Raw genomic sequence first — 23,614 nt, 5'->3', positions numbered from 1 at the left:
CCTCCACCCGCCCGCTACTCGTTGGTGATCTCCTCCACGACGGTCGCCCCGAGCTCCCGCACGATCAGTTCGCGGCCCGAAAGCGCCGACTCGTTGAGGTCGGGGTCGTCGTCCTCGGGGATGTCGTCCTCGATGGAGACGGGCGGGGGTTCCGGCGCGGACCGCTGTGGGGCGGGGGCCGGTGCGGGGGCGGGCTCCGATGCGGGCCGGGCGGCCGGGGCGGGCGTCGGCCGGGGGGCCGGCGGGGCCTGGGAGGCCGGGGCGCCGTAGCCCCCCGTGTTCCCGGTGCCGTACCCACCGCCGGCACTGCCCCCTCCGCCGTAGCCACCGCCACCGCCACCGCCGCTGTTGAAGCCACCGGAGGCCGGGGGTGCCGCGCCGCCGCCCGACGGGTCGATGACGGCCTCGACCTTCCACTGCACGCTGAACTGCTCGGAGAGCGCCTGACGCAGCACGTCCTCGCTGCCGCTGCTCGCGAAGTTGTCGCGGGCACCGGCGTTGACGAAGCCGAGCTGGAGGGTGGTGCCGTCGAAGCCGGCCACGTGGGCGTTCTGGCTGAGCAGGATCCAGGTGAAGCGGCGGCGGTTCTTGACCGCTTCCAGGATGTTGGGCCAGAGCTGACGGGGGTCGAGGCCACCAGCCGGCGGAGCGTAGGCGGCCGGACCGGGTGCGGAGGCCGAGGCCGCCGCGGGGGCGGGCTGGGCCGGTGCCGAGGCGGCCGCGGGTCGGTGCGCCGCGGGCGTCTGGGACTGGCCGCCGCCGGCCGGGGCGGGGGTGGGCCACCCCCCGGGACGCCGCCCGCCACCGGCGGGTGCGGCGGTGGGCCAGGCGCCGGGAGCCGGGGCGGACGCTGCGGGGGCCGGGCCTTGGCCGGCCGGTGCACCGGCCGGAGCGCCGGGCGCCTGGCCGTCTGTGGGAGAGGGCGGGCCGTCGGGGGTGGGAGTGGGGGCCGGGGCGGCCGGAACGGCGGGGGGCGCCGAGTCGGCCGTAGCGCCGGGGAATCCGCCCGGGCCGCCTGCTCCGCCCGGGTGTCCGTCCGTTCCCGCGGCTCCCGCGGCCCGGACCGCCGCCCGGGCCGCGGCCGGACCGCCGCCGGGCGGAACCGGCACCGACGGGGAAAGCGGAGCCGACGGCGAAGCGGCGGACGGGGGCGGGACGGCGGCCGTGAAGGAGCCCGGAGCGGCTCCCCCGTGCGCCTCCGGCCCCGGCACGTACCCCATCGCGGGGGCGCCGGCGCCGGCGGCCGAGAAGTTCACGCCCCGCTCGATGCGGTCGAGGCGGGCCATGACCGAACGCTCGTCCCCGTAGGCCGCGGGGAGCAGCACACGCGCGCAGATGAGCTCCAGCTGGAGACGGGGCGAGTTGGCGCCGCGCATCTCCGTCAGGCCTTCGTTGACGAGGTCGGCGGCCCGGCTCAGTTCGGCGGGGCCGAAGGTGCCGGCCTGGGCCTGCATGCGCTCGATGACGTCGGCGGGGGCGTCGATGAGCCCCTTCTCGGCGGCGTCGGGAACGGCGGCGAGGATGACCAGGTCCCGCAGCCGCTCCAGCAGGTCGGCGACGAAACGGCGCGGGTCGTTGCCACCCTCGATGATCCGGTCGACAACCTCGAAGGCGGCGGCGCCGTCACCAGTGGCGAAGGCCTCGACGACGGAGTCGAGGAGGGAGCCGTCGGTGTAGCCGAGGAGGGAGGTGGCCATGGCATACGTCACACCGTCCTCCCGCGCTCCGGCGAGGAGCTGGTCCATGACGGACATGGAGTCACGCACGGAGCCCTGGCCGGCCCGCACGACGAGTGGCAGGACGCCCTCCTCGACGGGGATGTTCTCCTTGCCGCACACCTCGCCGAGGTACTCCCGCAGAGTGCCGGGCGGTACGAGCCGGAACGGGTAGTGATGGGTCCGCGACCGGATCGTCCCGATGACCTTCTCGGGCTCGGTGGTGGCGAAGATGAACTTGAGGTGCTCCGGGGGCTCCTCGACGACCTTGAGCAGCGCGTTGAAACCGGCCGACGTGACCATGTGGGCCTCGTCGATGATGTAGATCTTGTAGCGGCTGCTCGCCGGGCCGAAGAAGGCCTTCTCCCGCAGCTCACGGGCGTCGTCCACACCACCGTGGGAAGCTGCGTCGATCTCGATGACGTCGATGGACCCCGGGCCGTTCCTGGCCAGGTCCTGGCAGGACTGACAGGTGCCGCACGGGGTCGGCGTGGGCCCCTGCTCGCAGTTCAGGCACCTGGCGAGGATGCGCGCGCTGGTCGTCTTGCCGCATCCGCGCGGACCGCTGAACAGGTACGCGTGATTGACCCGGTTGTTCCGCAGCGCCTGCTGCAGCGGGTCGGTGACATGCTCCTGCCCGATGACCTCGGCGAAGGACTCCGGGCGGTAGCGGCGGTACAACGCGAGAGACGACACGCATACGAGGTTATAGGCGCCCACTGACAACCCGACCCCGCGCGGGCCCCCGGTCCGGGAACGCGAACGCCCCCCACGCACCCGCCAGAGCCAACCTACCCTTGCTGCCTTCCGGCCCTGGGGGAGTTCAGTCAGATAGCGCCGCGTGAGGGGCTGCCCAAACAGTACCCGATGGCAGGGGGTGGGAACGAGTTCGCGAGCACTCCTCAACGTCTTGTATTGTTTGCCGCGGAGGATTCGCCTAGAGGCCTAGGGCGCACGCTTGGAAAGCGTGTTGGGGGCAACCCCTCACGAGTTCGAATCTCGTATCCTCCGCCAGTGCCTCACCGGGCACGATGTCGAAGGGCCCCACCGCGAGGTGGGGCCCTTCGTCGTTGTCCTCAGCCCTCGTTGTCCTGGTTTTTGTCCACAGCGGGTGTCTCGGACGGTCCCCAGATGGCTTCGGCGATCTTCCGGGCGACGTCTTTGAGCATGGCGTCCGGCACGTGGAGGTACCGGGCCCGCATGCTCGCAGACGTGCCCGGCTCCCACCCCCCAGCGGAAGCCGTCAATGCACCGACAACCCCCCGTCCACGAAAACCGCCTGCCCCGTGACGTACGCCGCCGCCTCGCTCGCCAGGAAGACCGCGGGGCCGGCGAAGTCGTCGGGGAGGCCGTTGCGGCCGGTCATGGTGCGGGCGGCCAGGGTGGCGACCTGGGCGGGGTCGTCGGCGAGGCGGGCGTTGAGGGGGGTCAGTACGAAGCCGGGGACGAGGGTGTTGCAGGTGACGCCGTGCGGGGACCAGGCCTCGGCCTGGGAGCGGGCCAGGGACTCCAGGCCGCCCTTGGAGACGCCGTAGGCGCCGCTGTGGACGAAGGCGCGGTGGGCCTGCTGGGACGTGACGTGGATGATCCGGCCGAAGCCGCGCTCGGCCATGCCGGGGCCGAAGCGCTGGCCCAGGAGGTAGGGGGCCTCCAGGTTGACGGCCATGGTGGTGTCCCACACCTCGTCGGTGAGCTCGGTCATCGGTGGACGCAGGTTGATGCCCGCGGAGTTGACCAGGATGTCCGGCTCGCCGAACACGGCGGCGGCCGCCTCCGCCGCCGTACGGACGCCCTCCCGGGTGCTCAGGTCGCCGCTCACCCAGGCCGCCCGGCAGCCGTCGGTCGTCAACTCCGCAACCGTGGAGGACAGTTCGGGCTCCCTGCGGGCCACGATCACCACGCTCGCCCCGGCCCGCGCCAACGCCCCCGCGATCGCCCTGCCGATGCCCGAACTTCCGCCGGTCACCAGCGCCACCCGGCCGTCCAGCGAGAAGAGTGCGGAGAGATACGCCTGGGAAGTCATGCCGGAAGCCTAGGTCGGTACCCGGCACCCCATGACCCGCGTTCTCGTAGGCACGTGCTCCTGGACCGATCCCGCGCTCGTCCGCAGCGGCTGGTACCCGCCGGGGCGGCGGGACGCCGAGGGGCGGTTGCGGTACTACGCCGAGCGGCTCCCGGTGGTGGAGGTGGACGGCACGTTCTACGCGCTGCCCAGCGAGCGCAACAGCCGTCTGTGGGTGGAGCGCACGCCCGCCGGGTTCGTGTTCGACGTGAAGGCGTACGCGCCGCTCACCGGGCATCCGGTGAAGCAGTCCGCCCTCGCGGACGTCCCGTTGGCGGAGGTGTGGGCGCGGTTCGCCGCCGGGATCGAGCCGTTGCGGGAGGCCGGGCGGCTCGGTGGGGTGCTGTTCCAGTTCCCGCCGTGGCTGCGGCCGGGGGCGCGGGCCGAGCGGTTCCTGGAGGAGACCGCGGAGCGTACCGCCGGATGGCCCGTCCAGGTGGAGTTCCGGCACCCGTCGTGGTGGGAGGAGGGGCAGTACGACCTCACCTGCGCGCTGCTCGGCAAGTACGACTTCTCCGCCGTGGCCGTGGACATGCGCCAGGGACTGCCCGCCTCCCTGCCGCCGGTCACCCCCGTCACCGCGCCCCGGCTGTCCGTCGTGCGCTTCCACGGGCGCAGCTCCTCCTGGGGCCGCGGCAGCAAGGAGGAGCGTTTCCGGTACGACTACACGCGCGCCGAACTCGCCGAGTGGGTACCGCGGTTGCACGCGGCGGCCGAGCGGGTCGACGAGCTCCACGTCCTGTTCAACAACTGCTGCGGGGCGGCCGCCGTGCACGCCGCCGAACACATGGCGGACCTGCTCAGCCCAATCAGCCCGCTCAGCCCACGATCCGCACCGTCTTCGTGACGCTGATCTGGTCGACGTCGGAGACCCTGATGGTCGCCTTCATCCGCCAGTCGCCCGCGAGGGGCAGGGTCAGGTCGTTCGTGCCCCAGTAGCCGCCCTTGTTCTTCAGTCCGGCGTCGATCGGGCCGATCTCCTTCGCCGGGAGGGTGAAGGACAGCCGGAGTTCGGGGACCGTGGCGAGGCCTCCGTCGGCCGCGTAGACGATGGCCTGGACCGAGTTGTCGCCGGTGCGGCCCGGGTCGAGGGTGATCTGCACCTTGCCCGTGGCGCCGCCCACCGCGAAGGGGACGTCGGTCACGGACGCGGCGGGCAGCCCGCCCGTGGCCGGGCCCGCCTCGGCCGCGTCGGCCTGGGCCCGGCCGGGCAGCGTGCCGCTCAGCACGGTGCTCAGCACCAGGACCACGACCCCGACAGCCACTTCGGCGAGCACGGAACGGCGCAGACCGTGCCGGTAGGCCGGTGCGGCCGGCCCGGCGGTGACGGGCGCCGGTTCCGGAGCCGACGGCGGCCCGCCCACCCGCTCCGGCACCCTCTCCCGCACGGCCGGCTCGGGCACCTTCTCCCGTACGGCCGACTTCGACTCCGTCTTGGCCGCCACCGTCACCAGCCGTCCCGTCCACTGGCGCGACAGCCTCGCCGCCGCCAGCAGCAGCGTCACCGCGAGCAGCTTGAGGACGAGCAGATGGCCGTACGTCGTGCCGGTGACCGCCTCCCAGGAGCCGAGGCCGCGCCAGGACTGGTAGACGCCGGTGGCGACGAGGACGGTCACGGAGGCGAAGGCCAGCCGGGAGAAACGGGCGACGACCGCGGCCGGAAGCTGCGAGGGGGCCCGGTGCAGCAGGGTGAGCAGGGCCGCGAGACCGCCCAGCCAGACCGACATCGCCAGCACGTGCAGCACCGCGGACGTCATCGCCACCGGCACCTGGATCCCCGCGGACGCGTGCTCGGCGGCGGCCCAGGTCAGCGCGAGACCCACGGCGAGCGCACCGCCGGCCGCCTGCCACGCGCGGGACAGCCTCTCCTCGCCGAGCCGCAGCAGTCGTACGACGAAGAACCAGGCGACCAGCAGCAGTGCCAGGCGGACCAGGAGGGCCTCGCCGGGGCGGGTGCCCAGGGTGCGTTCGAAAGCCTTCAGGGAGAACGCGGCGGTCGGGCCCGCTCCCGACTCGTACGGCGCCCGCAGCACCAGCAGGAACACGGTCGAGCCGAGCAGGGTGCCCCAACCCGCCCACAGGAGACGGTTCAGGCGGAACGGCTCCGGGGGGCGGCAGGCGGTGCGGAAGACGGCGGTGCCGATGAGCAGGGCCACGGCGAGGTAGGCCAGGTAGCGGCCCATGTTGAAGAGGCTCTCCGTGGCCGGGTCCTCGGTCGGGCCGGTGTCCGGGATCACCGTGGCCGGGGAGGGTTTGCCGACGGAGAAGGTGAAGGCGCCGGAGACCGGGTGGCTGTCGGCGGAGACCACCCGCCAGGCCACCGTGTAGGTGCCCTGGGCGAGTTCGGCGGGCAGCGAGACGCGGGCCGTGTCCGAGCCGCCCGGCCCGTGCCCGGCGTCGGTGACCTTCAGGCGCTTGCCGTCGGGGGCGAGCACCCGGAAGGAGTCGTCGAGCAGGCCGACGGACTCGGTGAAGGTCAGGGTGATGTCACGGGGGGCGGACTTGAGGACGGTGCCGTCCCCGGGGTCGGTGGATCGGAGGGCCGCGTGGGCCGAAGCCGCTCCCGCGCCGCCGAAGAGGAGCAGGACCAGCACGGTGCCCAGCAGCACCAGCCCTTGAAGTCCTCGCCCTCGCCGGCCTGTGCTGCTGCGCGCACGTTCACACCTCACGTCACTGCTCCGTACCTGGGCTCGCGGTCTTCCCGACATGTACGGACGCGAACCCCGCAGCGCTCACCACGTCGGCCGGGCGGACACGCCGCCGTCCACCACCAGGTCGTGCCCGGTGACCCAGGACGCGAGCGGGGAGGCGAGGAACACGCACGCGTCGGCCACGTCCTCGGGCCTCCCGAGCCTGCCCAGGGGCGCTGCTCGCTCCCACCGCTCCACCCCCTCCGGCCAGGCCTCCGCCAGCCCCTCCCGGTCGATCAGCCCGGGCGAGACCGTGTTCACCCGGATGCCGCGGCGACCGTACTCCAGGGCCGCCGACCGCGCGTGCGTCACGATCGCGGCCTTGGAGGCGGCGTAGTGCGCGTGCTCGGGGGCGGGCTGACGCGCCTCGACGGACGCGATGTGGGTCACGGACCCGCCCGGGCGCATGAGTTCCGCGGCCGCCTGGGTGCACGCGAAGACGCCGGTGAGATTGGTGTCCACGACGGCCCGCCACTGCGCGGCCCTCATCCCGGGCAGGGGCTGGACGGGCTGCACGCCCGCGTTGTTGACCAGCGCGGTCAGTCCCCCGCCCCACGCGGCGGCCTCCCGTAGCAGCCGCCGGCACGCGTCCTCGTCCCGCAGATCCGCCTCCAGTACGACGGCCCGGGCGCCCGAGTCCTCGATGCGGGACGCCGTTTCACGGGCCGCCGCCACCGCCGTACGGCAGTGCAGGGCGACCGCCGCGCCCTGTTCCGCGAACCGCAGCGCGATCCCCCGCCCGATGCCGCCGCCCGCGCCCGTGACCAGGGCGACCTGTCCGTCCAGGAGTCTCATGGACGGCACAGTCGCGCGATCCGGGCGGCCTCGGACGGGTAACGCGCCGTCAGCTCGGCCGCGTCACCGTGCTCGTAGCCCTCGTAGGTGAAGCCGGGGGCCATGGTGCAGCCGAAGAAGGTCCAGGCGCCGCGGGTCGTGGCCCCCATCCAGGTGCCCGCGGGCACGGTCAGCTGGGGGTGCTGGCCGGCGCGTATGTCCGGTCCCAGGACGGCGTCGGCCGTCGTGCCGTCCGGGGCCAGGAGCAGGATCTCCAGCGGGTCGCCGAGGTAGTGGTGCCAGATCTCGTCGCTGGGCAGGCGGTGCAGGGCGGAGTAGTCGTCCGAGGTCAGGAGGGCGACGATCGCCGTGCCGTGCGGTCTTCCGTCGGCACGCTCCTCGCCCGCCCAGGTCTGCCGGAACAGTCCGCCCTCGCGGGGGATCGGTATCAGGCCGTAGTGGGCGACCAAGTCGTCAGGCGTCACCCGGGAAGGCTATATCCCTTGCCAGAAAGGCCAGTTGGGCGTGCTTCTCGGGCAGGTGCACGTCGGGGAGGTCGACCTCCGGCAGCACGACCACGTCTCCGGCCACGAAGCCCTGCTTCAGGAAGCGGGCGACGGCCTTCTCGTTGCGCACGTCGGGGTCGACCACGACCCGCCGCCTGTCCAGGCCCAGCAGCACGTACGAGGCCACGGCGGTCAGCAGCGCCGACGACCAGCCGGGGCGGGTGCCGTGCCGCCCCGGGGGCCGGAGCAGCAGGTGGAGGCCGATGTCACCGGCTTCGACGCGGTAGCACTCGCTGACCCGGTCGGCCTCCGGCTCGTAGGTCTGCAGCAGTCCGGCCGGTTCGCCGTCCTTCTCCAGCAGATAGGCGTGATGGGTGTCGAGGGTGTCCAAGTGGGCGTAGATCTCGGCCACTTGTTCTTGGGTGAGGCCGTTCATGCCCCAGAACGCGGCGCGTTCCTCGCGCACCCAGGCGTGGACGGTCGCGGCGTCGGCGTGCGGGTCCAGGCGCAGGATGCGGACGGTGCCGTAGCCGTCCACCGTCTGGGTGTGGACCGCTTCACGGGTGGGGGTGTCGGACATCGGTCTCCTCAGTCTTCCTTCGTCAGCTGCTGCCGGTCGGTGACTACCGGGACGAGATCTCCCCTGAGCCACAGGGGGAGCTGGTCACGGTGATGGGGCGAGCCGGGCGTGCCGGAGGCGCCCAGCGGGACGACCCAGAGGCTGTCCTCGCGGCGGGCCAGGTCCCAGACGTAACGGGCGGCCGGGCCGCGCGCGGCGAGGTCGGTGAGTCCGGGCACGGCGGAGGTGCACAGGACGCAGTCGTGGTCGCCGGAGAGACCGGGGGCCTCGCGCTCGCTCCCGCTCTCACCCCCGCTCCCGCTCCCGCTCTCGCTCTCGCTCTCGCTCTCGGGAAGCGCCCGCCAGGGGGCGAGGCGGTGGGTGTCGCCCCAGGCGCCCCGCTGCGGCTCGGCGGCCACCTCCTCCAGGGCGGCCCGCACGGCCTCGGCCCGGTCGATGCCGTACAACTCCTCGGCTTTCAGGAGGTGTTCGAGCGCGAAGGCGACACGGGGGACAAGGCCGAGCCAGGGGAGGAGGACGTCGGGGTAGGCGGGCGGGTCGGCCAGGGCCGCGAACGCGGGGTGGGCGGCGAGCCGTCGTACGACCGCGCCGCGCACGGCGGCGTACAGGGCTGCCTCCCCGCTGTTCGCGGCCATGCGGCGATCCCACTGGCGGATCGTTTCCCTGACGGCCGCGGCCTCGGGGCTCAGGTCGTCCAGGGCCTCGATGTGCTCCAACAGGGGCTGGGCCGAGGCGAGATGGGTGTCCATGTGGATCAGCGGCATGTCGGCGGCCGACCACCGCTCCTTCTCGTTCAGCAGGGCGGTGATGCGGTTCGCCCGGTGGGGCGGGGCGAACTCGACGCCGAGCGGGGTGGCGGGGCCGCGCTGGTTGGCCATCACGGCGACACCGTCGCGGAGACCGGCACGCGGGGTCTCGTGCCAGCCCCGCCACTCATGACCGGGCTCCCAGGCGGGCACGGGACGAAGCCGGTTGGCCTCCGTGCGCACGGGGACCCTGCCGGCGACCCGGTGCAGCAGCCCGCCCTCGGTGTCCGCAGCCTGCACCACGTTCACGGGCTCGACCCACTGGTCGAAGGCACGGTCCACGTCGGCGGTACGGCGGGCCCGCAGGAGGGGGAGCAGTGCGCTGAAGCCGAGGTCCCCGGTGACTCGGGGCGGGTAGCGGAGGGAGAGGGCGAGAGGCGTGGCGGCGGGAAGGGACGCCGAGGGGGGAGCGGGGAGGGCAGCGGACCGGGAGGCGTCCGCGGCCGGGGGCTCCTCCACCACCCCTCCCCCTTCCAGCCCCTCCGGGCCCCCCGCGATGACCGGGCCCCGGTCCGTCTCGATCACCTCGATCTCGACCGGCGCCTCGCCCGCCACCTCGACGGTCTCGGTGTGCCGGCCGGCGCGGTGCCAGGTGCCGTCCGGGCCGAGGGCCTCCACACCGGCCCCGGTGCGGCGCAGCCGTTCGCGGTAGAGGTCCTGGTAGTCGGCCATGGCGTTGGTGATGGACCAGGCGACCGTGCCGGTGTGACCGAAGTGGGCGATGCCGGGGACGCCGGGGACGGCGAAACCGATGACGTCGAACTCGGGGCAGACCAGGTGGATCTGCTGGTAGACACCGGGGTCCTCGATGTAGCGGTGCGGGTCGCCGGCGAGGACGGCGTGGCCGGTGGTGGTGCGGGCGCCGGCGACCAGCCAGCCGTTGCTGCCGGAGGTGCCGGGGCCGTCGGCGGCGAAGAGACCGACCGCCTCAGGGCCCAGGTGCCGTGTCGCCTCGTCCCGCCAGAGCTTGGCGGGGAAGCCGGCGAAGAGGATGTGCGTGGCGAGCCAGACGCCGAGCGGGGTCCAGAGCTCCCAGCGCCCGGGGGTGAGTGCGACGCGGGTGAACTCGGGGGCGGTGGTGGCCGGCAGTTCCTCGTTCACGCCGTCGACGTACGCCCGGACCCACTCGGCCGTCTCCGGGTCCCGTCTCTCCAGCGCCGCGAAGCAGCGTCTGGCCGTGTCGTCCAGGCGGGCCCGTCTCGCGAGGGTGTCCCAGGACAGGGCCCCGGCACCGAGGAAGGCGGCCGAGGTGCCCTGTGCGCGATGCCGTTCGACCTCCAGCTGCCAGGCGCGGTCGCGGGCGGTGACCCGGCCCTGGGCGCGGGCGAGTTCACGCGCGCTGTCCGCGCGGAGGTGGGGGATCCCCCAGGCGTCGCGGTGGATCTCGATACTCACCCTCGAACCCGTCCTTCTTTAAGTTAGGCTTACCTAAGTCAGCTGGTGGGGGAATCGTACGCGAAGGGTGAAAAGACCATGGGGCAGGGGCACGGCTGGGAGGGAGCGGTCCTGCGACTGCTGCGCGCGAAGGACTTCGTGTGCACCGTGACCGGCGCCGAGGACGTCACCGACGCGTACCGGCGGGTGCATCTCACCGACGGCGGGATGCTGGCGGCCACCGGCGTCCATCCGACGATGTGGGTGCGTCTGTGGTTCGCCGCCGCGGGCAAGCCGCACCAGCGGGCCTACACCCTGGTCGACCCGGACCCCGAGGCGGGCACCTTCACCATGGAGTTCGCGCTGCACGACGGGATCGCCAGCGACTGGGCCCGCGCCGCGAAGCCCGGCGACACCGTCGAGGCGACCGTCCACGGCACCGGCTTCGACCGCCCCGACCCCGAGCCCACCCATGTGTTCGCCTTCGGCGACCCGGCCTCCCTGCCCGCCCTCAACTCCCTCCTCGGCGCCCTGGACTCCTCCCCCGCGACCGTCTGGTTCGAGGGCGGCGACGAGGACCTCCCCTTCCGCACCGACCCGTCCCGCCACGAGGTCCGCCGGGTGCTCCGCCTCGACTCCGGGGCACACCTCGTCGCCCAGGCGAAGGCGGACCTGCCCGCCCTGCTGAGCAGCCACCCGGACGCGTACGTCTGGATCGCCTGCGACACGGCGACGACCCGGACCCTGTCGTCGTACGTCCGCAAGGAACTGGGCGTGCCGAAGCAGCGGGTGCACGCGCTCGGCTACTGGCGGGACCTGCCCGCCGGCTCCCGGTAGAGGCGCGCTGCCGGCGGGGGCATGATCGGGGACATGGACGTCACCCTTCACCTCGCCCAGGACCCCGAGGCCGACGAGCTCCTCGGCCGCTCCCCGCTCGCCGCGCTGGTCGGGATGCTGCTGGACCAGCAGGTCCCGATGGAGTGGGCGTTCAAGGGCCCCCGCACCATCGCGGACCGCCTCGGCGCGAGCGACCTCGACGCGCACGACATCGCGGCGCAGGACCCGGAGGCCTTCGTCGCGCTGCTGTCCGAGAAGCCGGCCGTGCACCGCTATCCGGGCTCGATGGCCAAGCGGATCCAGCAGCTGTGCCAGTACCTCGTCGAGCACTACGACGGCGAGGCCGAGCTGGTCTGGAAGGGCGTGGACGACGGCCGCGAGCTGCTGCGCCGCCTGGAGGAACTGCCGGGCTTCGGCAAGCAGAAGGCCCAGATCTTCCTGGCGCTGCTGGGCAAGCAGCTCGGCGTCCGGCCGCAGGGCTGGCGGGAGGCCGCGGGCGCCTACGGCGAGGCGAAGTCCTTCCGGTCCGTCGCCGACATCACCGGACCCGAGTCGCTGACGAAGGTCCGCGCGCACAAACAGGAGATGAAGGCGGCCGCGAAGGCGGCCAAGGCGGCCGGGAAGTCCTAGTCAGCCGGGTGGCCCGCCCCGGGTGGCCGCACGGTGCACGGCGGTCCCAGCATGGACCATGACCGAGTTCGACGACCGTTTCGACGACCGCAGGGTCCACGCGGGCCACCCGCCGGGCACCGCACCGCACGCGCCCGAACCGCCCTTCGAGGGCCCCCTGCACGCCCTCGCCCAGGCCGCCTGGCAGGTCGTCCTGGTCACGGGTGTCGCCTCCCTGATCCTGGGCGTCCTGGTCCTGGTCTGGCCCGGTGGCTCCCTGCTCGCGGTAGGCGTCCTCTTCGGCGTCTACCTCCTGGTCAGCGGCATCTTCCAGCTGGTCGCGGCCTTCGGTACGCACAAGACGACCGCCCTGCGCGTCCTCGCCTTCGTCAGCGGCACCCTGTCGATCCTGCTGGGCCTGTTCTGCCTGCGCGGCCCGATGCGGTCGATCCTGCTGCTCGCCCTGTGGATCGGCATCGGCTGGCTGATCCGCGGCATCACCCAGACCCTGGCGGCCGCGTCCGACCGCTCCATGCCGGCCCGCGGCTGGCAGATCCTCCTCGGCGCGCTCACCTTCATCGCCGGGATCGTGCTGATCGACTCCCCCTTCGAGTCGGTCGCCGTCCTCACCCTGGTCGGCGGCATCTGGCTGGTCGTCGTCGGAATCGTCGAGATCATCACCGCCCTCAGCATCCGCGGCCGAGCCCGACAGGTACCGCACACGGTGTGACACCACCGGATGCGCCTGCCGGCCCCCACAGCGCCGCGCCCTGCTGACACCGGGCCCCAGTCGCCCACCCTCACCACACCACCGCCTCACTGATGCTGCGCGCGGGCCGGAAATTGCGGGCACGTGGTGTGTGGGTGACGGTGAGGCGTGGCCCTGCCCGAAGCCGAAGGCGGGCCTGGGGTGCCGCCGACCGATCGCGTTCCGGCGGGCGGCGCCCATCGCCCCGGGCAGGGATCCGAACGACCGTGGCGGCGCGCCCACTGGTCACGCGCCGCCCTTCCCGGGGCCCGGCAACTCGCCCCCCCCACGGCTGTGTGACTGCCCGCGAGGCGGGGCCGCGGACCAAGGTGGGTGTCCCGGTCCGGGACTGGACGGTTGTGGCAGTCCCGGACCGGGCGGGCGGTGGGCCGTGCCGGGCCTTGCTCCGCCGCCGCACCTCAGCGACACCGCGCACCGGCCACCACACGAATCCCCGACCAGGACTGGTCGCCCCTGCTGCGCCCGGGTGAATTGCGGGGCCGAAGTGATGACGTGGGCGTGCCGGAGGGGGAGACGAGCTGTGTGAGTTCCGTACGACGTGCCCCGGGCAGCCGTGACTGGCTGCGGGTGCTCGTGCTGCTGCTCGCGCTGCTGGTTCCCGGCGCACAGGTGCAGGCGCACCCGATGCCGCCCGTCCCGGCCGGGGAACTCGTCGAGTACGACGTCCTCGACACGGTCCTGCGGCCACCGGCCCGGGCCGTGCACCGTGCGGCCGTACCTCTGCGGCCCGTTCCGCGGTCGCAGGCGGTGCCCGGTGTCCCGGCGGCCCGTCCCCTCCCGGCGGCCCAGCGACCGCCGTACGCGCTGCCCGCCCTGCGTTCCGTGGTCCTGCGCTGCTGACAGAGCCCGCTTCCCAGGCCTGCTCAGCACTCACGCGAGGAACACCGTCATGCCCGTCGACCCGTACGCGGTCCTGCGCGCCCTGCTGCGCGCGGAGGCCGCACGCAGTGCGCCGAAACCGCAGAACACGAACAAGCAGCCGCCGGTGCGAGAGGAGAAGCGCGGCTGATCCTCCGGAGGAGGCGGACTACCGCCTCCTCCGGGCCGTACCGAAGACCGAACGGGTGATCTCCCGACCGATCTGTGTGCCCAGTGACCGCGCGAGCGACTTGAACATGCCACTGCCGACGACCTGTTCGACGACGGAGGGGTCCTTCGCACGCGACCGGGGCGGGGCCTTCATCTCGTCCGGACCCTTGGCGCCGCGGGAGTCGAGCTTCTCGTACGCCGACTCCCTGTCCACAGCCTGTGCGTAACGCCCGTACAGCGAGGAGGCCCTGACCGCCGCGTCCAGCGCACCGGCGTCGAGGGGACCCATCAGGGACTCGGGAGCGCGCAGACGGGTCGCGGCGACGGGCGTGGGCGCCCCCTTCTCGCTCAGCACGGTCACCACGGCCTCCCCCGTCCCCAGACCGGTGAGCAGTTCCTCCAGGTCGTACGCGGAGTCGGGGAAGGTCTTCACGGTCGCCTTCAACGCCTTCTGGTCGTCCGGCGTGAAGGCCCGTAGCGCGTGCTGGACGCGGTTGCCGAGCTGCGCGAGAACGTCGGCGGGTACGTCCTTCGCGGTCTGCGTCACGAAGAAGACGCCGACTCCTTTCGAGCGAATCAGCCGGACGGTCTGTGTGAGGGAGTCGAGGAACGCCTTCGAGGCCCCGTTGAAGAGCAGATGCGCCTCGTCGAAGAAGAAGACGAGCTTCGGCCGGTCGACGTCCCCGACCTCCGGCAGATCGTGGAAGAGATCGGCGAGCAGCCACATCAGGAAGGTCGAGAAGAGCCGCGGCCGGTCCTGTACGGCGGCCAGCTCCAGGACGGACACCAGCCCGCGCCCGTCGTCCGCGGTCCGCAGCAGCTCGGCGGTGTCGAACTCCGGCTCCCCGAAGAAGTCGGCCATGCCCTCCGCCTCGAAGGCGGTGAGGGAGCGCAGGATCACTCCCGCGGTGGCCGTGCTCAGCCCGCCGATGCCCCTCAGCTCGCCCTTGCCCTCGTCGGAGGTGAGGAAGGCGACGACGGCCCGCAGGTCCTTGAGGTCGACCAGTTCCAGGCCCTTCCGGTCGGCGTAGTGGAAGATCAGGCCGAGAGACTGCTCCTGGGTCTGGTTGAGCTGGAGCACCTTTGACAGGAGCAGCGGCCCGAAGCTGGTGACGGTGGCCCGGACGGGGATGCCGTGCCCGATGCCGCCGAGGGCGTAGAACTCCGCGGGAAAGCCGCCGGCCTCCCACTGCTGATGCACTTCCGCAGCCCTGGCCTGCACCTTCTCGTTCCGCGTGCCCGGCGCGGAGATGCCCGACACATCGCCCTTGATGTCGGCGAGGAAGACGGGGACCCCCTGCGCCGACAACTGCTCGGCGATGAGCTGGAGCGTCTTGGTCTTGCCGGTGCCGGTGGCACCGGCGACGAGCCCGTGCCGGTTGAGCATCGGCAGGGGGATCCTGACCTGCGCGTCCGGGAGGCAGACCCCGTCCCACAGCAGCGCGCCCAGATCGAGCGCGGGCCCGCCGAACGCGTAGCCGGAGGCGATCTCCAGGGCCTCCTGGGGCAGCGCGGCCGAGACGGACTGTGCCTCCGGCATGGTTCGGTCGGCGGTTGCCGCGGCGGCCGCTGTCACGCCCTTCGGCGGGGTCTTTCGCTCGCTCATACCAAACCCCTGCTCCCGTTTAGCCCCTTTTCGCGGCTTTTTTCAAGCGTCGCACTCGGTCGCCATGGCTGCGCCCGGAAGGTCTTGACCGGTAGGCTTTCCGTGTGATCTTCAAGCGCATCGGAAACGGCCGGCCGTACCCCGACCACGGCCGGGAAAGCACCCGGCAGTGGGCGGACGTCGCACCGCGCCCGGTCCGCCTCGATCAGCTGGTGACGACCAAGGGCCAACTCGACCTGGAGACCCTGCTCGCCGAGGACTCGACGTTCTACGGCGACCTGTTCGCGCACGTCGTGAAGTGGCAGGGCGACCTGTACCTGGAGGACGGCCTGCACCGCGCGGTGCGGGCGGCGCTCCAGCAGCGACAGGTGCTGCACGCGCGCGTGCTCGAGCTGGACTGAGTGACCGCGCTGTAAAGGTTTGACCCTTTCGGGTTCTCCTGCGCGGTGGCCAATGATCATCTAGTAGGCATTGCCGCCCGGGCGCACTACGCTGCGCCCATGAGCATGCTGACGCCCCCCGGCATGGGCGGTAAGTACCGGATCACGGGCGACAAGTACCCCCGGATGCGTCGGTCCCGGCGGCGCGGCAGGCTCGTGCTGGGCGTGGTGGCCTCCGTCGCCGCGCTGAGCCTGGTCGGCTGGGGCACGCTCCAGCTGATCGACGTGTTCACGGGCGGCGGGGACCAGGCTTCCGCGGCCGGGTCCAGGACGAACTGCACGACGAAGGCCGGCGCGTCCCCGTCCGCCTCCGCGGCCCCTCTCCCCCGGCCGGGCCAGATCACCGTCAACGTCCTGAACGCCACCGCGCGCGGCGGGCTCGCCAAGAAGACGGCGGACGAGCTGAAGAAGCGGGGCTTCAAGATCGGCGACGTGGGCAACGCGACGGCGACCTACGACAAGAAGGTCAAGGGCACGGGGATACTGCTCGGTCCGTCCACGGCCCTCAAGACCTCGCTGCCGGTCCTCGGCACCCAGCTCGTCTCCGCGGAGACCCGCACGGACACCCGTAAGGGCACGGAGGTCGACCTGATCATCGGGAACGGCTTCAAGAGCCTGAACAGCAAGGCGGCCGCCGACAAGGCACTCACCGCACTGAGCGCGCCGACGCCTGCGGCCACAGGGGCGAAGAAGAGCTGCGGGTAGCTGCGCTGGGCTTGGCTCACCGGGCGAGTGCGGGCACGTCGTGGCCGGTCGCGCAGTTCCCCGCGCCCCTGACCGGATCAGGTGGGCAGGCGGGTGCGGGTCCGTCGTGGCTGGTCGCGCAGTTCCCCGCGCCCCTAGGGGGGTGCAGTCGCCGGCACCACGACGGAACCGTTGGCCGGGTACGGCGCGCAGGGGACGGGGTGGGGGGTGTCCGCCCGCAGCGGCCGGCGTCCGTTACAGAGCCCTTGTGGAGGGACCGAGCCGCCGGACCGAGGACGGACACCCCCCACCCCGGCCCCGACCCCACCACCCACCCACCCCTCCAGGGGCGCGGGGAACTGCGCAAAAACGCCCGCCCCCACCCACCCCGTCGGAGGACTACTCCGCCGCCCCGTACAGCCGGTCCCCCGCGTCACCGAGGCCCGGGACGATGTAGCCGTGTTCGTTGAGGTGGTCGTCGACCGCCGCCGTGACCACCGTGACCGGCGTACCCGCCAGCTCGCGCTCCATGATCTCCACGCCTTCCGGCGCGGCCAGCAGGACCACCGCCGTCACGTCGTCCGCGCCGCGCTTGATCAGCTCACGGATCGCCGCCACCAGCGTGCCTCCGGTCGCGAGCATCGGGTCGAGGACGTACACCTGGCGCCCCGAGAGATCCTCCGGCATCCGCGCCGCATACGTGGTGGCCTGCAGCGTCTCCTCGTTGCGGATCATGCCGAGGAACCCGACCTCGGCGGTCGGCAGCAGACGGACCATGCCGTCGAGCATGCCGAGCCCGGCCCGCAGGATCGGCACCACGAGGGGGCGCGGGTAGGAGAGCTTCACGCCGGTCGTGGCGGCGACCGGGGTGCGGATGTCGACCGCCTCGGTGCGCACGTCGCGGGTGGCTTCGTAGGCGAGCAGGGTGACCAGCTCGTCGGCGAGGCGGCGGAAGGTCGCGGAGTCGGTGCGCTGGTCGCGCAACGCGGTGAGCTTGTGGGCGACCAGAGGGTGGTCGACGACGTGGAGACGCATGTCCACAACAGTAGCCGGGACCATCGCCCCCCTCGCGCTGGCGTCAAACCGCCCGACCGGGGGAACGTGAGAGGGACGGACTGGGGTGATGAACCGATGCCTGACCTGCCTGAGCACGAACCGTCACAGGAGACCGACGCCGAACGCCGACGCCGTCGCGCGCAGTTCCTGCGCGATCTCGCGGAGGCCCGGGAACTGCGCGACCGGGTGCAGCCGCGTCGCGCGAAGGTGGCCCGGCTGCGGCACGCGATGCGCATGCGGACCTTCCGCTGGTAAGGAAGATCACGCCCCCGGCGCCCGGCGGCGCGCTCAGGGGTGCCGTGAAGGTGCGTCGAGGGACGTACTGCAGGGGCGCAGAAGGCGCGCTGAAGATGCGCTGAAGGCGCACTGAACAGGTGGCCGTGCGTGGGCCCTTGGGAAAGCCGCGTACGATCCCGCTCGTGGCGGCGACGAGTGCGCTGGTGAGTCCTTCACCGACGTGCCGACGCGCGTGCGATCAAAACCACCGGACACAGGGTGCCGAAGACGTCCCCTGAACGCCTTGTTTCTGCCACGATTCCGAGTGGGTGGGGCTCGGAGCCGAGCTCTCCCCGCCCGAACCTCCGCCGGGGGGACCCCCAACCGGCACGCCTATGACCAGTGGGAGAGTCACGGTGTACTTCGCCGCACTGCTCGCGCGCACCGAAGACGGGTGGGAAGCGAGCGACACGGAGCTCCTCGACAATGTGGAGACGCTGTCGGATCTGGCCGACCTCGCCCGGGAAGCCGCGGCCGAGGACGACACGGTGCTCGTGCTGATCGAGCAGGAGGACGCCTGGTTCGGCGTCGTCCGCATCGACGGCGAGGAAGACCCTCGTATCTACGTCTCGGACGCCGCCGCCGCTGCCCGCAGCTCGTACGGCGAGATCCTGCTCACCGACGAACTGCTCGGAAGGGAGCCCGACGACGACCCCGACCTCGACGCCCTCGACCTCGACGGCACCGAGGACGGTGACGACGAGGAGGACGACGACGACACCGTCGAAGTGGCCGGCTCCGGAGAGGCCGTGCCGCACGGCCCGGTCGGCGACCCGCAGGTCCTCGACGACCTGGGCATCGGCGAGAAGGAGCTGAAGGCCCTGTCGGAGGACGCCCTCACCGAGATCGCCGAGGCCCTGGGCGCCTCGGAGGTCCTGGAGACCGTCCGCTGACCGCGGGGACCGGGCACGAGGACACCCCGGACCCGGTACGCGACCGCTGGCGGGCCGCGATGCGGCTCGCCCTGGACGAGGCCGGCCGGGCGGGCCCGGACGTGCCGGTGGGCGCCGTCGTACTGTCCCCGGACGGTACGACGGTGCTGGCGGCCGGCCACAACGAACGCGAGGCGGTCGGCGATCCGACCGCACACGCGGAGGTCCTCGCGATCAGGCGGGCGGCGGCGGAGCTCGGCGAGTGGCGGCTGACCGGCTGCACGCTCGTCGTCACGTTGGAGCCCTGCACGATGTGCGCGGGCGCGATCGTGCAGTCCCGGGTGGACCGGGTCGTCTACGGCGCCCGGGACGAGAAGGCGGGCGCGGCCGGCTCCCTGTGGGACGTCGTCCGCGACCGGCGCCTCAACCACCGCCCCGAGGTGGTCGGCGGAGTCCTCGCGGACGAGTGCGCCGGCCTCCTCACGGGGTTCTTCCGGGACCGCTGAATACGGATTTCAAAGCACGCCCCACCTTGCTGTAAGGTCTCCCTCGGTAGCGTGTCCGAGCGGCCGAAGGAGCTCGCCTCGAAAGCGAGTGTGGCGCAAGTCACCGAGGGTTCAAATCCCTCCGCTACCGCTTGAGAAGGGCCCCGTCGTAAGACGGGGCCCTTCGTGCGTACTGATCACCCCGGTTACACTCGCGCCCCAGAAGGAACAGACGTACCAAGCGGGGGAGGCCGCGATGGCGGTGAACGGAAAGAAGCTCGCCGTCTATGTGCTCGTGGTCTTCGTGCTGTACGTGATCATCACGGACCCGGCCAAGGCCGCCGACTACGTGCAGATAGGGTTCCAGGGCATATCGGACGCCGCCAAGGCCGTGGGCGACTTCTTCACATGGCTGGCCGACGGCGCGCACTAGCTGGGAGTTCAGATGATCCGCCACCTCGTCCTCTTCAAGCTCAACGAGGGTGTCGAGCGGGACGACCCGCGCGTCGTCGAGGGCGTCGAGGCCTTCCGCGCGCTGGACGGCAAGATCCCCGAGATCCGCTTCTGGGAGCTGGGCTGGAACCTCAGCGACCGCCCCATCGCCTACGACTTCGCCATCAACTCCGGGTTCGAGGACGCGACCGCGCTGCGGACGTACGTCGAGCACCCGGAGCACCAGGCGGGCGTGGCGCTGTGGAAGGAGTTCGCCACCTGGGTGATCGCGGACTACGCGTACTGAGCCCGAGTGCACTGAGCCCGAGCGCTCCGAAGCCTCCTGCCGGGAACGGCGGGGGGCTTTTCTGCGTCCTTCACCCCAAGTTGCCCCTCAACACGGCGTAACCCAACGTTATGCGGTGCTTGCACACAGTGCACATGTCTTGTGATGCTATGACCGCTTTTGACGGATGAGTTGACCAACGAAGAGGTGGCGTTGACCGTGTCGGCCAGTACCGCGCCTCCCCAGGAGGCTCCCCAGGAGGCCGCCCCACGCAGTCGCGGCGCCGACACCCGGGCGCTCACCCAGGTGCTCTTCGGCCAGCTGAAGGAGCTCCAGCCGGGCACGCCGGAGCACAACCGGGTGCGGGCGGCGCTCATCGAGGCCAACCTCCCGCTCGTGCGCTACGCGGCAGCCCGCTTCCGCTCCCGCAACGAGCCGATGGAGGACGTGATCCAGGTCGGCACCATCGGGCTCATCAACGCCATCGACCGTTTCGACCCGGACCGGGGCGTGCAGTTCCCGACCTTCGCGATGCCGACCGTCGTGGGCGAGATCAAGCGGTACTTCCGCGACAACGTCCGCACCGTCCACGTACCGCGCCGGCTGCACGAGCTGTGGGTGCAGGTCAACGGGGCGACGGAGGACCTGACGACCGCCTTCGGGCGCACCCCCACGACCTCCGAGATCGCCGAGCGGCTGCGCATCACCGAGGACGAGGTGCTGTCCTGCATCGAGGCCGGACGGTCGTACCACGCCACCTCACTGGAGGCGGCCCAGGAGGGCGACGGGCTGCCGGGCCTGCTCGACCGGCTCGGCTACGAGGACCCGGCGCTGGACGGCGTGGAACACCGCGATCTGGTGCGCCATCTCCTGGTCCAACTCCCGGAACGCGAACAGCGAATCCTGCTGCTGCGCTACTACAGCAATCTCACCCAGTCCCAAATCAGCGCGGAACTCGGCGTCTCACAGATGCACGTTTCGAGGCTACTCGCGCGTAGCTTCCAGCGGCTGCGATCCGCCAATCGGATCGACGCATAGTCTTCGGCGGATTGCCGATGCATAAGGGGCGCACGGTCGCACGTTCCGGAACACCGCAGTTCGCAAGCGGGATCGAGAAGTAACCGGCGCGAGCGAATCGCTCACCGGCGCCGTTCCCGACACTTCTGTGCCGAAAAACCGTCAGACCCCCTTTATCCAGGGCGTATTCGAGTCTCACATGTCGACATGTCACTACAGCGTGTTGCCGACATGTGACATTCTGCGGGAAGCGCGTTTGCCGAGGCTTCGGCTCCGGTATTCAGGTGAAGGCTGACGTTCCACCACGGGGCGTTCGCCACGACCGTCCCGCGACCCAAAGGGGGTGGCATGTCCGCAGATCAGGGCAGCTCGAAGGTGCTCACGCTCACAAAGAGCGAGGCTGAGCCCGCACTCGACGACGTCACGGCTGTCGAGGCCGCGCCGGCCCCGGCCCTCCCGGCACCCCCCATGGTGTCCGGAGCCATCGACACCCGCACCCTGTCCCGCTCCCTCTTCCTGCGGCTTGCCGCACTCGACGAGAACAGCCCCGAGCGTGCGTACGTCCGGGACACCCTCATCGAGCTCAACCTCCCGCTGGTGCGCTACGCGGCGGCTCGCTTCCGCTCGCGCAACGAGCCGATGGAGGACATCGTCCAGGTCGGCACCATCGGCCTGATCAAGGCGATCGACCGCTTCGACTGCGAACGCGGCGTGGAGTTCCCGACGTTCGCGATGCCGACGGTGGTCGGCGAGATCAAGCGGTTCTTCCGCGACACCTCGTGGTCGGTCCGCGTCCCGCGCCGCCTTCAGGAGCTGCGGCTGGCCCTCACCAAGGCCAGCGACGAGCTCTCCCAGAAGCTGGACCGCTCTCCGACGGTGGCCGAACTCGCCTCCGTGCTGGGCGTGTCCGAGGAGGACGTCGTCGACGGCCTCGCGGTCGGCAACGCGTACACGGCCTCCTCGCTCGACTCCCCGGCCCCCGAGGACGACGGCGGCGAGGGCTCCCTCGCGGACCGCCTCGGCTACGAGGACACGGCTCTGGAGGGCGTCGAGTACCGGGAGTCCCTGAAGCCACTGCTGGCCAAACTCCCGCCCCGTGAGCGCCAGATCATCATGCTGCGCTTCTTCGCCAACATGACCCAGTCACAGATCGGCGAGGAGGTCGGCATCTCCCAGATGCACGTCTCCCGCCTCCTGACCCGCACGCTGGCCCAGCTGCGCGAGGGGCTCATCTCCGACTGAGGGTTCCTCGCCTGTCACCGGGCATCCGGAAGCGCCTTCGGGGGCCTGTGGATGCGCCGGGGCAGTGCGAGCTGGGCTTGAACCGGGCGCCCGTCGTGCCGAGTTCGCTCGTCGGGCGGGCGCGGGTCCGTCGTGGCTGGTCGCGCAGTTCCCCGCGCCCCTAAAGAGCTACGGGCTAGCTGCGCTGTTACGGGCCGTCACTCCTGCCACCGTCCCTCGCGGACAGCTGCGCCGGGCCTGAACCCGGCGCCCATCGTCGTGCCGAATTCGCTCGTCGAGCGAGCGCGGGTCCGTCGTGGCCGGTCGCGCAGTTCCCCGCGCCCCTGAGGAGCTGCAGGTGGGCTGCGCTGTTACGGGCCGTCACTCCTGCCACCGTCCCTCGCGGACAGCTGCGCCGGGCCTGAACCCGGCGCCCATCGTCGTGCCGAGTTCGCTCGTCGGGCGGGCGCGGGTCCGTCGTGGCCGGTCGCGCAGTTCCCCGCGCCCCTGAGGAGCTACGGGCCGTCGGCGGCGGTGTGGCGGGGGGCGGCCCCTGTCGTGGGGGCTACTTCAGTGCCAGCCAAGCCACCGCCGCCACGATCGCCACCGCGATCACCACGCCGATGATGAGGCCGATGCGGGGGCCGCCCGATGCGGCGGGTGCGGCCTGCCGGCGGCCGGTCTGCGGTGCCTCGTCGACGAACGCGCGGAACATCTGGGTGCTGCCGGCGGGGTCGTAGTTGCCCTGGGGGCCCTGGTTGTCAGCCATGCCCAGAGACCCTAGCGAATCCGGGAGTCGGGCCCAAGTGCGGGGCCGACCGGGGTGCCGACAGGCCCTACGTGCTGGTTTACGTTCGCGATACTTGCCTTTGCCAAGTTTTTATGCCGCACCTACGCCGTTTTATTTGCCTGTAGCAACCAAGCACGCCTATGGTTGCCCTAAGCAACGAATACGGGAGGTGTGATGGCCGAGCAGGCGCGATACGAGGAGCTGATCCGCCAGTTCAGCGCCTTCGGAGCCGTGAAGCGGGAGATGGGACGGATGATGCCGTCCGAGTGCCCCGCCGGTTCCGCCGCCGTGCTGACCCTGCTCGGGCGCTACGGGGACATGCGCATGAGCAGACTCTCCGAGCTGCTCGCCGTGGACATGTCGGTCACCAGCCGCCATGTGGCGCACGTCGCCGAGCGCGGCTGGATCGAGCGCTCCCCCGACCCGGCGGACAAGCGTTCCCGCATCCTGCGCCTGACGCCCGCCGGCCGGTCGCTCCTCGACCAGCTGTCCCGGCGGACCTGCCAGATGCTCGCGGAACGGATGAGCGACTGGAGCGACGACGAGGTGGCCCAGCTGACCGCGCTGATGGCGCGTCTGCGGGCGAGCTTCGACGACACCCGCTCCCATGACACCCGCACCCACGGCCCCGAACCCCGGCCGCCCGCACCCCCCGTACTCGAACAGACCACCCGTACACCCGCGATCACCCAGTAAGA

At 71.9% G+C, this 23,614-nt stretch carries 25 protein-coding genes, 2 tRNA genes, 1 other RNA gene and 1 pseudogene; 17 read left to right on the top strand and 12 right to left on the bottom strand.

Annotated elements, in window-relative coordinates:
* Positions 1 to 14: 14 nt before the first annotated feature.
* Positions 15 to 2,411, bottom strand: coding sequence for a DNA polymerase III subunit gamma and tau (locus AQI94_RS24095; protein WP_062229920.1), 2,397 nt, complete (start codon positions 2,409 to 2,411; stop codon positions 15 to 17).
* Positions 2,412 to 2,470: 59 nt separating this feature from the next.
* An RNA gene (gene ffs / locus AQI94_RS24090) (signal recognition particle sRNA small type) lies at positions 2,471 to 2,569 on the bottom strand.
* 72 nt (positions 2,570 to 2,641) lie between these two features.
* On the opposite strand from ffs, the gene AQI94_RS24085 reads away from it, so the two are divergent.
* Positions 2,642 to 2,729, top strand: a tRNA-Ser gene (locus AQI94_RS24085).
* Positions 2,730 to 2,791: 62 nt separating this feature from the next.
* Here the strand turns inward: AQI94_RS24085 and AQI94_RS46715 are convergent.
* A pseudogene (locus AQI94_RS46715) lies at positions 2,792 to 2,947 on the bottom strand (site-specific integrase); the annotation flags it as partial.
* An 11-nt stretch (positions 2,948 to 2,958) separates the two neighbouring features.
* Complete coding sequence (locus tag AQI94_RS24080; protein ID WP_031047127.1) at positions 2,959 to 3,738, bottom strand: SDR family NAD(P)-dependent oxidoreductase; 780 nt, start codon at positions 3,736 to 3,738, stop codon at positions 2,959 to 2,961.
* 31 nt (positions 3,739 to 3,769) lie between these two features.
* Here AQI94_RS24080 and AQI94_RS24075 point away from each other — a divergent pair, with 31 nt between their 5' ends.
* Positions 3,770 to 4,624, top strand: coding sequence for a DUF72 domain-containing protein (locus AQI94_RS24075; protein WP_031047131.1), 855 nt, complete (start codon positions 3,770 to 3,772; stop codon positions 4,622 to 4,624).
* Here the strand turns inward: AQI94_RS24075 and AQI94_RS24070 are convergent.
* The 5 genes from AQI94_RS24070 to AQI94_RS24050 all read right to left on the bottom strand — a co-directional run bounded on the left by AQI94_RS24070 (position 4,596) and on the right by AQI94_RS24050 (position 10,528).
* Positions 4,596 to 6,386, bottom strand: coding sequence for a copper resistance CopC/CopD family protein (locus AQI94_RS24070; protein ID WP_031047134.1), 1,791 nt, complete (start codon positions 6,384 to 6,386; stop codon positions 4,596 to 4,598). The two genes, AQI94_RS24075 and AQI94_RS24070, sit on opposite strands and share 29 nt — an antisense overlap.
* Before the next feature lie 123 nt (positions 6,387 to 6,509).
* Positions 6,510 to 7,262, bottom strand: coding sequence for an SDR family NAD(P)-dependent oxidoreductase (locus AQI94_RS24065; RefSeq protein WP_031047137.1), 753 nt, complete (start codon positions 7,260 to 7,262; stop codon positions 6,510 to 6,512).
* Complete coding sequence (locus tag AQI94_RS24060; RefSeq protein ID WP_031047139.1) at positions 7,259 to 7,726, bottom strand: cupin domain-containing protein; 468 nt, start codon at positions 7,724 to 7,726, stop codon at positions 7,259 to 7,261. The genes AQI94_RS24065 and AQI94_RS24060 overlap by 4 nt, the downstream gene beginning before the upstream one ends.
* Positions 7,716 to 8,327, bottom strand: coding sequence for a GNAT family N-acetyltransferase (locus tag AQI94_RS24055; protein WP_031047141.1), 612 nt, complete (start codon positions 8,325 to 8,327; stop codon positions 7,716 to 7,718). The genes AQI94_RS24060 and AQI94_RS24055 overlap by 11 nt, the downstream gene beginning before the upstream one ends.
* 8 nt (positions 8,328 to 8,335) lie before the next feature.
* Positions 8,336 to 10,528 carry a penicillin acylase family protein gene (locus AQI94_RS24050; protein WP_031047143.1) on the bottom strand — a complete coding sequence of 731 codons (2,193 nt, stop codon included), beginning with the start codon at positions 10,526 to 10,528 and terminating at the stop codon, positions 8,336 to 8,338.
* 78 nt (positions 10,529 to 10,606) lie between these two features.
* On the opposite strand from AQI94_RS24050, the gene AQI94_RS24045 reads away from it, so the two are divergent.
* From AQI94_RS24045 to AQI94_RS24030, 4 genes are all read left to right on the top strand, one after another.
* Entirely contained in the window at positions 10,607 to 11,344 is a 738-nt protein-coding gene (locus AQI94_RS24045) for a siderophore-interacting protein (RefSeq protein WP_031047145.1), read from the top strand.
* Positions 11,345 to 11,377: 33 nt separating this feature from the next.
* Positions 11,378 to 11,974: an HhH-GPD-type base excision DNA repair protein gene (locus tag AQI94_RS24040; protein ID WP_031047147.1), complete on the top strand. Its 597-nt coding sequence runs from the start codon at positions 11,378 to 11,380 to the stop codon at positions 11,972 to 11,974.
* A 58-nt stretch (positions 11,975 to 12,032) separates the two neighbouring features.
* Complete coding sequence (locus AQI94_RS24035; RefSeq protein ID WP_031047151.1) at positions 12,033 to 12,683, top strand: HdeD family acid-resistance protein; 651 nt, start codon at positions 12,033 to 12,035, stop codon at positions 12,681 to 12,683.
* A 561-nt stretch (positions 12,684 to 13,244) separates the two neighbouring features.
* Positions 13,245 to 13,562, top strand: coding sequence for a hypothetical protein (locus AQI94_RS24030; protein ID WP_031047155.1), 318 nt, complete (start codon positions 13,245 to 13,247; stop codon positions 13,560 to 13,562).
* A gap of 187 nt (positions 13,563 to 13,749) precedes the next feature.
* Here the strand turns inward: AQI94_RS24030 and AQI94_RS24025 are convergent, their stop codons facing one another.
* On the bottom strand, positions 13,750 to 15,357 hold the full coding sequence (locus AQI94_RS24025) for a helicase HerA-like domain-containing protein (protein WP_031047158.1): 1,608 nt from the start codon (positions 15,355 to 15,357) through the stop codon (positions 13,750 to 13,752).
* Between the two features lie 104 nt (positions 15,358 to 15,461).
* Here AQI94_RS24025 and AQI94_RS24020 point away from each other — a divergent pair, with 104 nt between their 5' ends.
* Together AQI94_RS24020 and AQI94_RS24015 are read left to right on the top strand one after the other, a co-directional pair.
* Positions 15,462 to 15,758, top strand: a complete 297-nt coding sequence (locus AQI94_RS24020) for a type II toxin-antitoxin system VapB family antitoxin (protein ID WP_003999914.1) — start codon at positions 15,462 to 15,464, stop codon at positions 15,756 to 15,758.
* Between the two features lie 99 nt (positions 15,759 to 15,857).
* Positions 15,858 to 16,502 carry a LytR C-terminal domain-containing protein gene (locus AQI94_RS24015; RefSeq protein ID WP_225890250.1) on the top strand — a complete coding sequence of 215 codons (645 nt, stop codon included), beginning with the start codon at positions 15,858 to 15,860 and terminating at the stop codon, positions 16,500 to 16,502.
* Between the two features lie 378 nt (positions 16,503 to 16,880).
* Here AQI94_RS24015 and upp read toward each other — a convergent pair whose 3' ends face one another.
* Positions 16,881 to 17,516 (bottom strand): uracil phosphoribosyltransferase, encoded by a 636-nt coding sequence (gene upp, locus AQI94_RS24010; RefSeq protein ID WP_031061692.1) that lies wholly within the window; start codon positions 17,514 to 17,516, stop codon positions 16,881 to 16,883.
* 96 nt (positions 17,517 to 17,612) lie between these two features.
* On the opposite strand from upp, the gene AQI94_RS24005 reads away from it, so the two are divergent.
* The 8 genes from AQI94_RS24005 to AQI94_RS23975 all read left to right on the top strand — a co-directional run bounded on the left by AQI94_RS24005 (position 17,613) and on the right by AQI94_RS23975 (position 22,147).
* Positions 17,613 to 17,792, top strand: coding sequence for a hypothetical protein (locus AQI94_RS24005; RefSeq protein WP_031061682.1), 180 nt, complete (start codon positions 17,613 to 17,615; stop codon positions 17,790 to 17,792).
* A gap of 377 nt (positions 17,793 to 18,169) precedes the next feature.
* Complete coding sequence (locus AQI94_RS24000; protein WP_031061679.1) at positions 18,170 to 18,706, top strand: tRNA adenosine deaminase-associated protein; 537 nt, start codon at positions 18,170 to 18,172, stop codon at positions 18,704 to 18,706.
* Positions 18,707 to 18,765: 59 nt separating this feature from the next.
* Positions 18,766 to 19,191, top strand: coding sequence for a tRNA adenosine(34) deaminase TadA (gene tadA / locus AQI94_RS23995; protein ID WP_031061664.1), 426 nt, complete (start codon positions 18,766 to 18,768; stop codon positions 19,189 to 19,191).
* A gap of 45 nt (positions 19,192 to 19,236) precedes the next feature.
* Positions 19,237 to 19,321, top strand: a tRNA-Ser gene (locus tag AQI94_RS23990).
* A 105-nt stretch (positions 19,322 to 19,426) separates the two neighbouring features.
* Positions 19,427 to 19,603: a hypothetical protein gene (locus AQI94_RS45095; protein ID WP_031061661.1), complete on the top strand. Its 177-nt coding sequence runs from the start codon at positions 19,427 to 19,429 to the stop codon at positions 19,601 to 19,603.
* Positions 19,604 to 19,615: 12 nt separating this feature from the next.
* On the top strand, positions 19,616 to 19,909 hold the full coding sequence (locus AQI94_RS23985; RefSeq protein WP_031061657.1) for a Dabb family protein: 294 nt from the start codon (positions 19,616 to 19,618) through the stop codon (positions 19,907 to 19,909).
* A gap of 159 nt (positions 19,910 to 20,068) precedes the next feature.
* Positions 20,069 to 20,926 carry an RNA polymerase sigma factor SigF gene (locus AQI94_RS23980; protein ID WP_037945450.1) on the top strand — a complete coding sequence of 286 codons (858 nt, stop codon included), beginning with the start codon at positions 20,069 to 20,071 and terminating at the stop codon, positions 20,924 to 20,926.
* Positions 20,927 to 21,253: 327 nt separating this feature from the next.
* The gene (locus AQI94_RS23975) at positions 21,254 to 22,147 is read left to right on the top strand and encodes an RNA polymerase sigma factor SigF (RefSeq protein ID WP_031061651.1); all 894 of its coding nucleotides are present in this window, start codon (positions 21,254 to 21,256) and stop codon (positions 22,145 to 22,147) included.
* Positions 22,148 to 22,691: 544 nt separating this feature from the next.
* On the opposite strand, the gene AQI94_RS23970 is transcribed toward AQI94_RS23975, so the two are convergent.
* The gene (locus AQI94_RS23970) at positions 22,692 to 22,895 is read right to left on the bottom strand and encodes a hypothetical protein (RefSeq protein WP_031047813.1); all 204 of its coding nucleotides are present in this window, start codon (positions 22,893 to 22,895) and stop codon (positions 22,692 to 22,694) included.
* Positions 22,896 to 23,090: 195 nt separating this feature from the next.
* Between AQI94_RS23970 and AQI94_RS23965 the strand changes: the two genes are divergently transcribed.
* Positions 23,091 to 23,612, top strand: coding sequence for a MarR family winged helix-turn-helix transcriptional regulator (locus AQI94_RS23965; protein ID WP_031047815.1), 522 nt, complete (start codon positions 23,091 to 23,093; stop codon positions 23,610 to 23,612).
* Positions 23,613 to 23,614 lie beyond the last annotated feature (2 nt).

The organism is Streptomyces pseudovenezuelae (assembly GCF_001513955.1).
In the GTDB taxonomy this organism is placed as follows: Bacteria; Actinomycetota; Actinomycetes; order Streptomycetales; family Streptomycetaceae; genus Streptomyces; species Streptomyces pseudovenezuelae.
The sequence above is the reverse complement of the archived record's forward strand: the minus strand, read 5'-3'. Positions and strand labels throughout refer to the sequence as shown.

Bases quoted from the DNA above. Each gene is read 5' to 3' on its own strand.
- AQI94_RS23965 (WP_031047815.1), top strand. From the start codon at position 23,091: ATGGCCGAGCAGGCGCGATACGAGGAGCTGATCCGCCAGTTCAGCGCC.
- AQI94_RS24005 (WP_031061682.1), top strand. From the start codon at position 17,613: ATGCCTGACCTGCCTGAGCACGAACCGTCACAGGAGACCGACGCCGAA.
- AQI94_RS24015 (WP_225890250.1), top strand. From the start codon at position 15,858: ATGAGCATGCTGACGCCCCCCGGCATGGGCGGTAAGTACCGGATCACG.
- AQI94_RS24040 (WP_031047147.1), top strand. From the start codon at position 11,378: ATGGACGTCACCCTTCACCTCGCCCAGGACCCCGAGGCCGACGAGCTC.
- AQI94_RS24035 (WP_031047151.1), top strand. From the start codon at position 12,033: ATGACCGAGTTCGACGACCGTTTCGACGACCGCAGGGTCCACGCGGGC.
- upp (WP_031061692.1), bottom strand. From the start codon at position 17,516: ATGCGTCTCCACGTCGTCGACCACCCTCTGGTCGCCCACAAGCTCACC.
- AQI94_RS24065 (WP_031047137.1), bottom strand. From the start codon at position 7,262: ATGAGACTCCTGGACGGACAGGTCGCCCTGGTCACGGGCGCGGGCGGC.
- tadA (WP_031061664.1), top strand. From the start codon at position 18,766: ATGCGGCTCGCCCTGGACGAGGCCGGCCGGGCGGGCCCGGACGTGCCG.
- AQI94_RS23975 (WP_031061651.1), top strand. From the start codon at position 21,254: ATGTCCGCAGATCAGGGCAGCTCGAAGGTGCTCACGCTCACAAAGAGC.
- AQI94_RS24055 (WP_031047141.1), bottom strand. From the start codon at position 8,327: ATGTCCGACACCCCCACCCGTGAAGCGGTCCACACCCAGACGGTGGAC.
- AQI94_RS24045 (WP_031047145.1), top strand. From the start codon at position 10,607: ATGGGGCAGGGGCACGGCTGGGAGGGAGCGGTCCTGCGACTGCTGCGC.
- AQI94_RS24025 (WP_031047158.1), bottom strand. From the start codon at position 15,357: ATGAGCGAGCGAAAGACCCCGCCGAAGGGCGTGACAGCGGCCGCCGCG.
- AQI94_RS45095 (WP_031061661.1), top strand. From the start codon at position 19,427: ATGGCGGTGAACGGAAAGAAGCTCGCCGTCTATGTGCTCGTGGTCTTC.
- AQI94_RS23970 (WP_031047813.1), bottom strand. From the start codon at position 22,895: ATGGCTGACAACCAGGGCCCCCAGGGCAACTACGACCCCGCCGGCAGC.
- AQI94_RS24075 (WP_031047131.1), top strand. From the start codon at position 3,770: ATGACCCGCGTTCTCGTAGGCACGTGCTCCTGGACCGATCCCGCGCTC.
- AQI94_RS23985 (WP_031061657.1), top strand. From the start codon at position 19,616: ATGATCCGCCACCTCGTCCTCTTCAAGCTCAACGAGGGTGTCGAGCGG.
- AQI94_RS24080 (WP_031047127.1), bottom strand. From the start codon at position 3,738: ATGACTTCCCAGGCGTATCTCTCCGCACTCTTCTCGCTGGACGGCCGG.